The sequence below is a fragment of the Alphaproteobacteria bacterium genome (genome assembly GCA_041396705.1).
Classification (GTDB): domain Bacteria; phylum Pseudomonadota; class Alphaproteobacteria; order CALKHQ01; family CALKHQ01; genus CALKHQ01.
The window spans coordinates 245,305-257,950 of the sequence record JAWKYB010000007.1; the positions used below are offsets into that span (position 1 = coordinate 245,305).

Below are 12,646 nucleotides of genomic sequence, written 5' to 3' on the forward strand. Positions count from 1 at the left end.
ATCAAACCGGCAGGATCAGCAAGGCGCGAAAATCGTTAACGTTGGTGCGCGTCGGTCCGGTGACGACCAGAGCATCGAGCGCGGCGAAGGCGTCGTGCGACAGATGGGCGGCGAGCAGGGCCCGGGCGTCGAGGCCCGCGGCGGCCAGCCGGGCGAGCCCGTCGGGTGCGACGACGGCGCCGGCATGCGGCCCGGTGCCGTCGATGCCGTCGGTGTCGGCGGCGAGCGCATGGACGCCCTGCGCGCCGGCCAGCGCCAGCATCAGCGCCAGCGCGAATTCCGAGTTGCGGCCGCCCCGGCTCTCGCCGGTGCCTCTGCCGACCGTGACCGTGGTCTCGCCGCCGGACAGCAGCACGCAGGGCGGCGCCAGCGGCCCCCGCTCAGGCCCGACCCCGCCTGCCACGCCGCGCGCCAGCGCGGCCAGCACGCGGGCGGTCTCGCGCGCCTCGCCCTCGATCACGTCGCTCAGCACCCACGGCGCGACGCCGGCCGCCCTGGCCACGTCGGCCGCGGCCGCCAGCGCCAGCGCGGGCGTGGCGACGATGCGGGTCTCGGCGCGGGCGAAGGCCGGGTCATCGGGCTTCGGGCTCTCGTTGGCCGGATCGACCAGGGCGGCGCCGATCGCGGCCGGCGGGTCGATGCCGTACTTGGCCAGCACGTCGCGGGCATCTTCCAGCGTGGTCGGGTCCGGCACGGTCGGGCCGGAGGCAATCACCGCCGGGTCGTCGCCGGGCACGTCGGAAATGGCGAGGGTCAGTACCCGGGCGGGCGCCGCGGCGGCGGCCAGGCGGCCGCCCTTGATCGCCGACACGTGCTTGCGCACCGTGTTGATCTCGCCGATCGCGGCTCCGCTGTCGAGCAGGGCCTTGTTCAGCGCCTGCTTGTCGGCGAAGCCGATCCCGGCCGCCGGCCGGGTCAGCAGGGCCGAGCCGCCGCCGGAGATCAGGCACAGCACCAGGTCGTCCGGCCCGGCATCGCGCGCCAGCGCCAGGATGCGGCCCGCCGCCGCCAGGCCGGCGTCGTCCGGCACCGGATGGGCGGCCTCGACGATTTCGATGCGGTCGCATGGGGCGCCGTGGCCGTAGCGTGTGACCACCAGGCCCTCCAGCGGATGCGCCGGGTCGGCCGGCCAGGCGGCCTCCACCGCCTGGGCCATCACCGCCGAGGCCTTGCCGGCGCCGAGGACGATGGTGCGCCCGCGCGGCCGCGGCGGCAGCTGCGGCGGCACGCAACGCATCGGGTCGGCGGCGGCGACCGCCGCATCGAACATCCGGCGCAGTAGGACGGCGGGATCGGCCATCGCGGTCAGAGATAGGGCCGGGCCCAGCCCAGCCCGGCCGCCGTGTCGCCCGCCGGGCGGTACTCGCAGCCGATCCAGCCGGAATAGCCGAGCCGGTCGATCTGCGGCAGCAGATAGCCGTAGTTGATCTCGCCGGTGCCGGGCTCGTGCCGGCCTGGAGTATCGGCCAGCTGCATGTGGCCGATCATCGGCAGGATGCGCTCGATGGTCGGTGCCAGGTCGCCCTCCATGATCTGCATGTGATAGATGTCGTACTGGAACCTGGCGTTGGTCGCGCCGACCCGCTCCAGTATGTCGATGGCCTGGGCCGAGGTGTTGAGGAAGAAGCCCGGGATGTCGCGGCCGTTGATCGCCTCGATCACCACCGTGATGCCTTCCTTGGCGCATTCGGCCGCGGCGAAGCTGATGTTCTCCACATAGGTCTCGGTCAGCACCCGCCGGTCGGCGCCGGCCGGCGCGATGCCGGCCATCGCGTGCACCGTCCTGCAGCCCAGGACCTTGGCATAGGCGATGGCCTGGCCGACCCCGTCCTGGAACGCGCCGCGCTTGTCGGGCAGGCAGCCGTAACCGCGCTCGCCGGCGTCCCAGTCGCCGGGCGGCATGTTGAACAGGGCCTGGGTCAGGTTGTTCGCCGCCAGCCGCTCGGCGATCTGTTCGGCCGGCCAGGCGTAAGGGAACAGGAACTCGACGCCCTTGAACCCTGCCTTGGCCGCGGCGGCGAAGCGGTCGAGGAACTCCACCTCGTTGAACAGCATCGACAGGTTGGCGGCAAGGCGCGGCATGGTTTCCCCCGGTGGGTTGGCGTTGTGCTTGCGGTCGGTTGTACGGCGCCCCGCCCCGCGCCGACAAGCCGCATGGGCCGCGCGCCGGTTGCCCGCCGACGGCGCTTCCCATTACACAGGGGGCATGGACCACGGCCATCCAGCCCCTGCATGCGGCAACCCGGCGCCGACCGGCGCGCCGCCGAGCCTGCTCGGCCCCGACGACCCGCCGCCGCTGAGTTGGCTGAACCGGGATTCGCGGCGGGCGCTGCTGATCGTCTGCGACCATGCCAGCAATGCGATGCCGCGCGCGCTCGGCGATCTCGGCCTCAGTGCGGCGCAGCGCGTCGACCATATCGCCTGGGACCCCGGCGCCGGCGCGGTGACGCGGCTGCTGTCGGACGCCCTGAAGGCGCCGGCCGTGCTTGCCGGTTATTCCCGGCTGGTGATCGACTGCAACCGCGCGCCCGACGACCCGACGGCGATCCCGCAGATCAGCGACGGCGTGATCGTGCCCGGCAACCGCGGGCTCGGCGACGGCGACCGCACGGCGCGCGAGGCGGCCTGCCACCGGCCCTATCACCGGGCGATCGAGGACTGGCTCGAACGGGCGCTGGCCGACCACGAGACCGTCGCCATGTTCGCGGTGCACAGCTTCACGCCGTCGCTGCGCGACGGCATCACGCGGCCATGGGACGCCGGCGTGCTGTGGACCGACGACGCCCGCATCCCGGTACCGCTGATGCAGGCGTTGCGCGACGAGCCCGGCATCCTGGTCGGCGACAACGAGCCCTACACCGCCCACGACCGCTTCGGCTTCACCATCGACGTCCATGCCGAGCCGCGCGGCCTGCCCAACGCGCTGATCGAGATCCGCCAGGACCGTCTTGCCGATGCGGCCGGCGTCCAGGCCTGGGCCGCGCGCCTGGCGCGCGCGCTCGACCCGATCCTGCACCGGCTGGGGATCTGAGCGATGACCGAGCAGGGCGTCACGCTGGGCATCGAGGAGGAATATCTCCTCGTCGACCGCGAAAGCCGCGACCTGCTGTCCGACCCGCCGCCGGCGCTGTTCAAGGCCTGCGAGCAGCGCCTCGCCAGCCAGGTGACCCCGGAGTTCCTGCGCGCACAGATCGAGGTCGGCACGCCGGTCTGCCGCTCGCTGACCGAGGCGCGCCAGCAGCTGACCCATCTGCGGCGCAGCGTGTGCGAGGTGGCGGAGGAGCACGGCGCCGCGATCATCGCCGCGTCGACCCATCCCTTCGCCCATTGGACGCGGCAGCGCCACACCGACAAGGAACGCTACAACACCCTGGCGCGCGATATCGGCGCGCCGGCGCGCCGGCTGCTGATCTGCGGCATGCACGTCCATGTCGGTATCGCGGACGACGACCTCAGGATCGAGCTCGCCAACCAGGTCGGCTATTTCCTGCCGCACCTGCTGGCCCTGTCGACCTCGTCGCCGTTCTGGGAGGGCATCGACACCGGCCTGATGTCCTACCGGCTGAGCGTGTTCGACGAGCTGCCGCGCACCGGCCTGCCGGAGCGCTTCGAATCCTACGGCGAATACCAGCGCCACGTGCAGATGCTGGTCAACGCCGGCATCATCGAGGATGCGACCAAGATCTGGTGGGACGTACGCCCCAGCGCCCGGTTCCCGACGCTGGAGATGCGCATCTCCGACATGTGTACGCGCCTGGACGACGCCATGTGCGTCGCGGCGCTGTACGTCTGCGTGATCGCGATGCTGATCCGGCTGCGCCGCGCCAACCAGCGCTGGCGGGCCTATGCGAACATGCTGGTCGCGGAAAACCGCTGGCGGGCCCAGCGCTATGGCGTCGACGAGGGCCTGATCGACTTCGGTCGCGGCCGGATCGTGCCCTACCCCGAGCTGCTGGGCGAGATCGTCGACCTGATCCGGCCGGAGGCCGAGCGGCTCGGCTGCCTGAGCGACGTGGAGCACGCCCGCACGATCGTGGCGCGCGGCACCAGCGCCCACAATCAGCGCCGCATCCACCAGCAGGCGCTGGCGGCGGGCGCGTCCGAGGCGGAAGCGCTAGCGGCGGTGGTCGACTGGCTGGTGTCCGAAACCCGGCCGAAGGGCTGACCGGCCGGTCACTCGGCCGGTGCCGCCTCGGTGGTGTCCGCCTCGGCCTCGTCGCCGGTCCGCACCGGGGTGTCGGTGACCGAGCCGACGCCGGCGTCCGGCTGGAGGTTGTTGCCGTAGGCCGGCCCGGTCGGCTGCGCGCCGCGCCAGTTGCCGTCGCGATCGAAGAACAGCGGGATGCAGCCGCCGAGCGCGGCCGCGAGCAGGCCGATGGCGGCGAGGCGAAGGGCGGTGGCACAGGCATTGGTCATCGAGCGGGTCCCCGGCGCTGTCTTTTTCGTTTCGGGTGCGCCCGGCCGACCGAATCGCCATGCGGGCACGCGAAGGAAAATCCGGCCGGGACGCTAGCACGAATGCCGAAGCGGGAGCGAGAGCGATGTCCGCTGCGGCGCAGCGGCGGCTTGACCCGGACGGGCCCCCGGTACCAAGTCTAGCCGTGAGCCAACGCCAGCAAGCCATGGAGGATCGCAAGCATGGCCGAGATCGACGCCGCCGCCCGCACCGAACTGGAGGCGGCCGCCTTCCGTCGCCTGGTCCAGCACCTGCGCGACAATCCCGAGGTTCAGAACATCGACCTGATGAACCTGGCCGGGTTCTGTCGGAACTGCCTGTCGAAATGGTACAAGGCCGCCGCCGAGGAACAGGGGCTGGCGCTCGATTACGAGGCCGCACGCCAGATCGTCTACGGCATGCCCTATGCCGAGTGGAAGGCAAAGCACCAGACCGAGGCGACGCCGGAACAGAAGGCGGCGTTCGACGTGGCGATCACCAAGGCGCACTGAGCGCGAACCGGCGCTTGCGTGCGGCGGCGGCCGGCGGGTAACGTCCGCGCCGCCGCGGCGGGCTCCGATGAGTCCGGCCCGCCGCCGGCTCTCGACAACAGCGACCAGGGAGTGGGCGATGACGGACGTCGGCGGGATCGCGGCCGAACAGCTGCGCAGCTATATCGAGCGGATCGAGCGGCTGGAGGAGGAGCGGACCGGCCTCGGCGCCGACATCCGCGAGGTCTATGCCGAGGCCAAGGGCAATGGCTTCGACCCGAAGATCATGCGCCAGATCGTCCGCCTGCGGAAGATGGACCCGGCCGACAGGCAGGAGATGGAAGCGCTCCTCGACGTCTACCGGCAGGCGCTGGCGGTCTGACGGTCCCGTTTCCGCCGCAATCGGCGGCCATTCAGACCATGAAGCAGCTGACCAGCACGAAGGCCAGCACGCTCAGGATCACGAACGACAGAAGATAGGGCACGGGGCCGCCTCATGTTGCAGCGCAGGACGCAGATAAGGCCGGCCGCGGCCGCAACGCAAGGGCGCGCACGGTGAACCGCGGCTGGCTGGCGCCGGGGTTCGTCGCCCTGGTCAGCGCGGGCATGCTGCTCGGCGCGCTCGGCTTCCAGTATCTCGGCGAACTGCCGCCCTGCCCGCTGTGCCACCTGCAGCGCTATCCCTACATCGCCACGCTGGCGCTCGGCCTGGCCGGGCTGGCCGTGGCCGGTCGGCTGCGCGCCGCGCTCGTGCTGCTGTCGGCGATCGGCTTCGCGGTCACCGGCGGCATCGGCGCCTATCATGCCGGCGTGGAATACGGCTGGTGGGCCGGTCCGGACTCCTGCACCGGCACCGCCGGCCTCGACGCGACCTCGATCGAGGATCTCCGTGCCGCGCTCGAGGGAGCGCCGGTGGTGCGCTGCGACGATGTCGCCTGGTCGCTCGCCGGCATCTCGATGGCCGGCTACAATACGCTGATCGCCGCCGGCATGACGCTGTTCTGTGCGGTCGCCGGCCTGCTGCTGTGGAGGCGCCGATGAGCCACGAGCCGACGACGGCCGACGATCGGGCTGCGGCGCGCCCGCCGCGGCCGGGCCCGCTGCCGGGCGACCTGTCGCGCGAGGCGCTGATCGAGCGGATGGTCCGCGTCGACCATGCCGGCGAATACGGCGCGCGGCGGATCTACGAGGGCCAGCTCGCGGTGCTTGGCAAGAGCCCGGTCGGCGACACCATCCGGCGCATGTGGGCGCAGGAGGCAGAGCACCTGAAGACGTTCGACCGTCTGGTGGTCGAGCGGCGGGTGCGGCCGACGTTGCTGCACCCGCTGTGGCACGTCGCCGGCTTTGCGCTGGGTGCCGCCAGTGCCGCGCTCGGCACGCGCGCCGCGATGGCGGTGACGGTGGCGGTCGAGGAGGTGATCGACGAGCACTACGGCCGCCAGGCCGAGGCACTGGGCGAGGCCGACCCGGAACTGAAGGAAACCGTCGAGCGGTTCCGCGTCGACGAGGCGGAGCACCGCGACACCGGCCTGGAGCACGGCGCCACCCAGGCGCCGGCCTATCCGCTGATGAGCGCGCTGGTCAAGGCCGGCTCGCGCGCGGCGATCTGGCTGTCCGAGCGGATCTAGGCCCGCGCCGGTGCGGATCTGTGTGTTCGGCGCCGGCGCGGTCGGCGGGCATTTCGCGACCCGGCTGGCCGCCGCCGGTCACGACGTCTGCGTCGTCGTGCGCGGCGACACGCTGGCGGCAGTGCGGGCCAACGGCCTGACGCTCCGCGCCGGCGGCGACGAAATCCGGGCGCGGGTGCGGGCCTCGGACCGGGCGGCGGAGCTGGGCCCGCAGGACCTGGTGATCTGCACCACCAAATCGATGGGGCTTGCCGGCTTCGCGGCGCAGGCGGCGGACCTGCTGGGCCCCGAGACGCCGGTGGTGTTCGCCCAGAACGGCATTCCGTGGTGGTACGATATCGGTCTCGGCGCGGCGCGTCCGCGGCCGCCGGATCTGTCGGTGCTCGACCCCGGCGGCGCCTGCCGGCGGGCGATCGCGGCGGAGCGCATCGTCGGCGGCGTGATCTATTCGGCCAACGAGGCGATTGCGCCCGGCGTCATCGCCAACAACTCGCCGCAGCGCAACATCCTGCGCGTCGGCGAGGCCGACGACCGGCCCAGTGCGCGTGTCGCCGGGTTGCGTGCGACGCTGCAGGCCGCGGGCATCGCCTCGCCGGACGAGCCCGACATCCGCGTCGCGCTGTGGCGCAAGCTGATCGTCAACATGACCGCGTCGATCCTGTGCCTGCTCACCGGCCACAAGGCGACCGTGGTGCGCGACGACCCGCGGATCGGGCCGGTATTCCTGCGGCTGGCGCGCGAGGCGCTGGCGATCGCGGCGGCGCACGGTATCGACCTCGGCGACTACGATCCGGCGGCGCACCGGCAGACGGTGCCGGACCACGTCCCGTCGATCCGGCAGGACTACAACCGCGGCAAGCCGCTGGAACTGGACGCGCTGCTGATGGTGCCGGTGGCATTCGGACAGGCCGCCGGCCTGGACACGCCCTGCCTCGACATGCTGGCGGCGCTGGCGCAGCGGATGCGGCTGGACATGGCCCCGGCCTGAACCGGGCGGGCGGCCGGCGGGCGGCTCAGACGTGGCCCGGGCGGCGGGCGCGCGCCAGCGTGCGTTGCCCGGCGGCGGCCAGCCTGCGCTCGCGGTAGAAGGTGTAGACGCCCGAGCCGATGATGATTGCCGAGCCGATCAGGGTCCAATGGTCGGGCAGGTCGCCGAACACCAGATAGCCATAGCCGGTGCCCCACAGCAGCATGGTGTATTGCACCGGCGCCACCACCACCGCCTGGGCCACCTGCAGCGCCTTGATCACCAGGAATTCGCCGGCCGCGGCGCCGGCGGCGATGCTGGCCATCAGCAGCACCTGCAGCCCGCTGTCGGGCGCCTGCCAGACGAAGGGCAGCGGCAGCGCCAGCAGCACGGCGCCGGCGATGGCAGAGAAGGCCATGGTGGTGATGATGTCGTCGCTGTCGCTGAGCAGGCGGGTGATCACCTGGCGGCCGGCGAACATGGTCGACGCGATCAGGACCAGCAGCGCGGCCGGATGGATGACGCCCAGACCGGGCCTGACCACGATCATCGCGCCGGCGAAACCCACCGCCACCGCGGTCCAGCGGCGCAGCCCGACCGGCTCGCCCAGGAAGATCGCACCCAGGATGGTTACCGCCAGCGGCGCGACGAAGCTGACCGCCACCGCATCGGCCAGCGGCACGAAGCGCACCGAGAAGATGAACAGGATCGACGAAGAGATCGCCAGCAACGCGCGCAGCAGCTGCAGCAGCGGGCGGGCGGTACGCAGCAGGCCGCGGCCGCGCAGGACCAGGATGAACAGGATCGGCACGATCATGCCGGACTGACGGGCCCAGGCGACCTGCAGGGCGGGCAGCTCCTGCACCAGATACTTGGTCTGGGCGTCGACCGCGGAGAACAGGAACATCCCCGCCAGCATGAAGGCGATTCCCCGCGCGCTCTCGGACCGCCGTGCCTGGTGCGCGGCCGTCCGCGCTGCTGCGTTCGTCAATGACCTCTGCCTCGTGCGCCCCGCCCGTCGGCCGCGGCGAGCCGGCGTTCACGATAGAACGTATAGGCGGTGGACGCGACGATGATGGCAGCGCCGGCCACGGTCCAGCCGTCCGGCAGGTCGCCGAACACGGCATAGCCGTAGACCGTGCCCCAGATCAGCAGCGTGTACTGGGTCGGCGCCACCACCACGGCCTCGGCCACCTCCAGCGCCTTGATCGCCAGATATTCACCGACCGCCCCCAGCGCGGCGATGGCGGCGAGCAGGCCGATGGCCAGCGCGGAGCTCGGCGTCTGCCAGACGAACGGCAGCGGCAGCGACAGCGCCACCACCCCGGCGATCGCGGTATAGGCCATCGTCGTCATGTTGCCGTCGCGATCGCCGAGCAGCCGGGTGATGACCTGGCGACCGGCGAACATCGAGGCGGCGACCAGCACCAGCAGCGCCGCGGGGTGGACGACGCCCATGCCGGGCCGGACGACGATGATCGCGCCGACGAAGCCGACCGCGACGGCGGTCCAGCGGCGGATGCCGACGGTCTCGCCCAGCAATGTCGCGCCGAGGATGGTCACGACCAGCGGGGCGATGAAACTGACCGCCAGCGCGTCGGCCAGCGGCACGAAGCGGATCGCGAAGATGAACAGCACCGACGAGCCGATGGTCAGCAGCCCGCGCACGCATTGCAGCAGCGGCCGCGTCGTCTGCAGCAGCGTGCGCCCGCGCAGCAGCAGCAGCGGCATCACGCCCAGCAGCAGGCCCAGTTGCCGGGTCCAGGCCACCTGCAGCACCGGCAGCTCCTGGACCAGGTATTTCGACATCGTGTCGATGGTGGAGAAGACCAGGAAGCAGCACGCCATGTAGGCGATGCCCAGGCCGCTGTCCTTGCGCCGCCCACCCGGCGCCGTCGCCTGCGCCGATCCTTGCGCCAATTCGTCGAATCCGCCCCCGGCGGCGGACGACACCGTGCCGACCGGACCCGCGCCCGCATAGCAATCCGAAACGTTACGATGAAATGCAAGCGGCAGCGGCGCATGGCAAGGTTGCGCGCGCCGCATGGATCGGGCGGACGCCTAGTCGGTGTCCAGCTCGGTATCCCAGTAGAGGAAGTCGTTCCAGCTGTCGTGCAGGAAGTTCGGCGGATAGCAGCGGCCGTGGTGCTGCAGCATGTGGTGGCTGGGCTGGATCGGCTCGTTCAGCACCGACATGCCGCTGTCGTTCAGCATCCGGTTGCCCTTCTTCAGGTTGCAGGCCGAACAGGCGGTGACCACGTTGGACCAGGTCGTCAGCCCGCCGCGTGAGCGCGGCACCACGTGATCGAAGGTCAACTCCTGCGACGGGAAGGCGTCGCCGCAATACTGACAGGTGAAGTGGTCGCGCAGGAACACGTTGAATCTGGTGAAGGCCGGCCTGCGCGCGGCCGGCACATATTCCTTCAACGCGATGACGCTGGGCAGCCGCATCTCGAAGGTCGGCGACCGCACCGTGTGGGCATATTCGGAGACGACGTTGACCCGGTCGAGGAACACGGCCTTGACCGAATCCTGCCAGGACCACAGCGACAGCGGATAATAGCTGAGCGGACGAAAATCCGCGTTCAGGACCAACGCTGGGCTTTCTGCCGGCGTCAAGGCCACGTCCTCCGCCATCACCGCTTGGTACGGCGCGCCGAGGCCGATACGGCCCCTCGGCGCCGCGGCATGAGGATTAGCGCATCCGATTCGCCGGCACAACATGTTGTGTCGCCGCCGACACGTTCTTCATTGATCTGTCACGCCCCGCCCCGCCCCGCCCCGCGCCGCGGCGCGGCGGTCACGGGTGGCCGGCCGTCGCTTCCCGCCAGGCGGCGACGAAGGCGCGCGAATCCACCGCCAGCGTGGTGGTCGGCCAGCCAGCGGCGTCGACCATCGTCGCGCTGATCACGCCGACCACGCTGAGGACGCCGTCGACGCTGGCCAGCAGCGGCGCTCCCGAATCGCCGACAGTGATGTCGCAATCGGTCAGGATCACGCCGTCCGCGAAACTTTCCAGCACGCGGCAACCGCGATGGGCCGTCACCGCATCGGGCCGGTCGATGCTGAACCCGGCCTCGGTGAGGATCGGCGCGTCCGTGGCAAGATCGCGTTCGGCGAGCGCCGCAACCGGCAGGGTCCCGAAAAAGGCGCCGACGGCCTGTTCGAGCACAATGAACGCGTAATCGTAGCCGTCGTCGTCGGCGATCAGGCCGTGGCGGATGTTGTCGTAGCGCGGCGGCAGCAGCGCCTCGGTCGCCCGCACGTGGATCACCGAGCCGCCCGGTGCGCCGATGGCGAACTCGACGATGGGGTCAAGCGCGTCGCTGTCCGGGCCGGCGAACAGGCAATGGGCGGCGGTCAGCACCAGCCGCGGTCCGACCAGGCTTCCGGTGCAGTAGCTGCCGCTGGCGAAGTCGAGCCGGCCGATCGCACGCCATGGCCAGTCGACCGGGTCCACCGGCGTACGGTCGTCGGCACCCAGCACGCCGAACAGCGCGTCGCCGCCGGCCGCTGGCGCGGACAGGCAGGTGCCGTCGGCCGTGCGACGGCAATCGCCTGCGGCCACGGGCGCCGGCGGCACGGCCAGCGCCAGGGCCAGCCCAAGCGCCGCGTGCAGGGGCCACGTGCGCAAGGCTCAGCCCAGATGCCGGGCCAGGAATTCGCCGCCGAGGCGCAGGCCGACGGGGTCGATGCCGTGGCCGAGGCCGGGCCGGACCTCGGTGCGGACGTCGAAGCCGGCCTGGCCGAGCACGTTGCCGGCGTTGATCGAGGCCTGCACCGGCACCACGTCGTCGGCATCGCCGTGGACCAGCAGGACCGGCGGCTTCGACGGCGCCCGCTCGAGCTCGGTCGCGGCGAACAGCGCGCCCGAGTAGCCGACCACGGCGGCGCAGGCGCGCGGCCGCTGCGGCGCGGCGTACAGTGCCATCATCGTGCCCTGGCTGAAACCGACCAGGGCGAGCCTGTCGTCGGACAGCCCGTGAGCGGCGAGCTGCCGGTCGACATAGGCATCGAGGATCGGCTGGGCGACCTGGATGCCGGCCAGGATCGCGGCCGCCGTCCGCTCCTGCAGGCTGAACCACTGGAAGCCCATCGGCGACATGTCGCTGGCGAACGGGGCGTGCGGCGAGGCGAAGGCGGCATTGGGCAGAAGCGGCGCCCATTGCTCGGCAAGGCCGATCAGGTCGTGGCCGTCGGCGCCGATGCCGTGCAGCAGCACGACCAGCGCATCGGGCTGCCCGCCCGATGCGGGGGCCAGCGCGGGTCCTTCCAGGTCGATCGGTGCGGCCATGCTGCTATTCCCTTGCTGCTGGAGCCTGCGCGGAAGGGCCGTCGGCAAACTGCTTCTGACCGCCGGTCGCGTGGTAGTAATGCCAAAGGAACATGGCGACGTTGCCGCGCCACGGCCGCCACGGCGCGGCGATGCGTTCCATCTCCGGCCGTTTCGGCCGCGCGTCGAGGCGCTTGATGCGCTGCACCGCGACCGCCAGCGCCAGATCCTCCGCCGGCCAGGCGTCGCGGCGGCCCAGCGCGAACAGCAGATAGACCTCGGCGCTCCAGCGGCCGAAGCCCTTCAGCGCGGTGATCGCGGCGACGATGGTCTCGTCGTCCTGGCGCGGGAACCGGTCGGGCGCCAGCGTGCCGGCCGCAATCGCTTCGGCCAGGCCGCGGGCATAGGCCCGCTTCTGCCGGCTCAGCCCGAGCGCCTCGGGTGCGCGGTCGAGGACGTCGAGCAGCGTGTCGGCATCGAGCGGGTCCACCGCGTCCCGGATGCGCTGCCAGATCGATCGCGCGGCGGCGGCCGAGACCTGCTGGCCGACGACGATGCGCAGCAGGCCGGCGAGGCCGTCCTCGCTGGTCCGCAGCGCGGGCGGCGGCCCGGCCAGGACATGGGCGGCGGCGAGGTCGGGGTCGCGGGCGCAAACCTCGGCCAGGCCGGCGTGCAGATCCGCCTCGCTCAGGCGCGGGATAGCGGCCGGCGAATGCGCCCGGCGGCGTCGGGAGGTCTGTGCGACAAAGGACGATTCGACAGGCGCGGAAACAGACACGCACAAGGTGTAAACAGAAGCCGGGCTGCGGCGCAACGGTCGCCATTCCGGCGCCCGAGACGACCGCAGCGAGG

Annotated in this window: 16 protein-coding genes; 7 read left to right on the forward strand and 9 right to left on the reverse strand. The window is 71.7% G+C overall.

The window, feature by feature from the left end; translation table 11 throughout:
* Position 1 precedes the first annotated feature (1 nt).
* Both R3F55_12290 and hyi read right to left on the reverse strand, forming a co-directional pair.
* A complete protein-coding gene (locus R3F55_12290; protein ID MEZ5668192.1) occupies positions 2-1,300 on the reverse strand; it encodes a glycerate kinase in 1,299 nt (432 codons plus the stop codon).
* Between the two features lie 5 nt (positions 1,301-1,305).
* Positions 1,306-2,082, reverse strand: a complete 777-nt coding sequence (gene hyi / locus R3F55_12295) for a hydroxypyruvate isomerase (protein ID MEZ5668193.1) — start codon at positions 2,080-2,082, stop codon at positions 1,306-1,308.
* A 124-nt stretch (positions 2,083-2,206) separates the two neighbouring features.
* Here hyi and R3F55_12300 point away from each other — a divergent pair, with 124 nt between their 5' ends.
* Together R3F55_12300 and R3F55_12305 are read left to right on the forward strand one after the other, a co-directional pair.
* Positions 2,207-3,031: an N-formylglutamate amidohydrolase gene (locus R3F55_12300; protein MEZ5668194.1), complete on the forward strand. Its 825-nt coding sequence runs from the start codon at positions 2,207-2,209 to the stop codon at positions 3,029-3,031.
* A gap of 3 nt (positions 3,032-3,034) precedes the next feature.
* The gene (locus R3F55_12305) at positions 3,035-4,165 is read left to right on the forward strand and encodes a carboxylate-amine ligase (protein ID MEZ5668195.1); all 1,131 of its coding nucleotides are present in this window, start codon (positions 3,035-3,037) and stop codon (positions 4,163-4,165) included.
* An 8-nt stretch (positions 4,166-4,173) separates the two neighbouring features.
* Here R3F55_12305 and R3F55_12310 read toward each other — a convergent pair whose 3' ends face one another.
* Positions 4,174-4,416, reverse strand: a complete 243-nt coding sequence (locus R3F55_12310; GenBank protein ID MEZ5668196.1) for a hypothetical protein — start codon at positions 4,414-4,416, stop codon at positions 4,174-4,176.
* A 231-nt stretch (positions 4,417-4,647) separates the two neighbouring features.
* Between R3F55_12310 and R3F55_12315 the strand changes: the two genes are divergently transcribed.
* The 5 genes from R3F55_12315 to R3F55_12335 all read left to right on the forward strand — a co-directional run bounded on the left by R3F55_12315 (position 4,648) and on the right by R3F55_12335 (position 7,542).
* Complete coding sequence (locus R3F55_12315; protein ID MEZ5668197.1) at positions 4,648-4,947, forward strand: DUF1244 domain-containing protein; 300 nt, start codon at positions 4,648-4,650, stop codon at positions 4,945-4,947.
* Positions 4,948-5,065: 118 nt separating this feature from the next.
* On the forward strand, positions 5,066-5,308 hold the full coding sequence (locus R3F55_12320) for a DUF2312 domain-containing protein (GenBank protein MEZ5668198.1): 243 nt from the start codon (positions 5,066-5,068) through the stop codon (positions 5,306-5,308).
* Between the two features lie 173 nt (positions 5,309-5,481).
* A complete protein-coding gene (locus R3F55_12325; protein ID MEZ5668199.1) occupies positions 5,482-5,967 on the forward strand; it encodes a disulfide bond formation protein B in 486 nt (161 codons plus the stop codon).
* Positions 5,964-6,554, forward strand: coding sequence for a demethoxyubiquinone hydroxylase family protein (locus R3F55_12330; GenBank protein ID MEZ5668200.1), 591 nt, complete (start codon positions 5,964-5,966; stop codon positions 6,552-6,554). Before R3F55_12325 ends, R3F55_12330 begins: the two co-directional genes overlap by 4 nt.
* Positions 6,555-6,564: 10 nt before the next feature.
* On the forward strand, positions 6,565-7,542 hold the full coding sequence (locus R3F55_12335; protein MEZ5668201.1) for a 2-dehydropantoate 2-reductase: 978 nt from the start codon (positions 6,565-6,567) through the stop codon (positions 7,540-7,542).
* A gap of 25 nt (positions 7,543-7,567) precedes the next feature.
* On the opposite strand, the gene R3F55_12340 is transcribed toward R3F55_12335, so the two are convergent.
* From R3F55_12340 to R3F55_12365, 6 genes are all read right to left on the reverse strand, one after another.
* Complete coding sequence (locus R3F55_12340) at positions 7,568-8,512, reverse strand: DMT family transporter (protein MEZ5668202.1); 945 nt, start codon at positions 8,510-8,512, stop codon at positions 7,568-7,570.
* The gene (locus tag R3F55_12345; protein MEZ5668203.1) at positions 8,509-9,441 is read right to left on the reverse strand and encodes a DMT family transporter; all 933 of its coding nucleotides are present in this window, start codon (positions 9,439-9,441) and stop codon (positions 8,509-8,511) included. Before R3F55_12345 ends, R3F55_12340 begins: the two co-directional genes overlap by 4 nt.
* A 141-nt stretch (positions 9,442-9,582) precedes the next feature.
* On the reverse strand, positions 9,583-10,158 hold the full coding sequence (locus tag R3F55_12350) for an HNH endonuclease (GenBank protein ID MEZ5668204.1): 576 nt from the start codon (positions 10,156-10,158) through the stop codon (positions 9,583-9,585).
* Positions 10,159-10,321: 163 nt separating this feature from the next.
* Positions 10,322-11,155 (reverse strand): trypsin-like serine protease, encoded by an 834-nt coding sequence (locus R3F55_12355; GenBank protein ID MEZ5668205.1) that lies wholly within the window; start codon positions 11,153-11,155, stop codon positions 10,322-10,324.
* A gap of 3 nt (positions 11,156-11,158) precedes the next feature.
* Positions 11,159-11,815, reverse strand: coding sequence for an alpha/beta fold hydrolase (locus R3F55_12360; protein MEZ5668206.1), 657 nt, complete (start codon positions 11,813-11,815; stop codon positions 11,159-11,161).
* 4 nt (positions 11,816-11,819) lie between these two features.
* Positions 11,820-12,572, reverse strand: a complete 753-nt coding sequence (locus tag R3F55_12365; protein MEZ5668207.1) for a DNA-3-methyladenine glycosylase 2 family protein — start codon at positions 12,570-12,572, stop codon at positions 11,820-11,822.
* Positions 12,573-12,646: the final 74 nt, after the last annotated feature.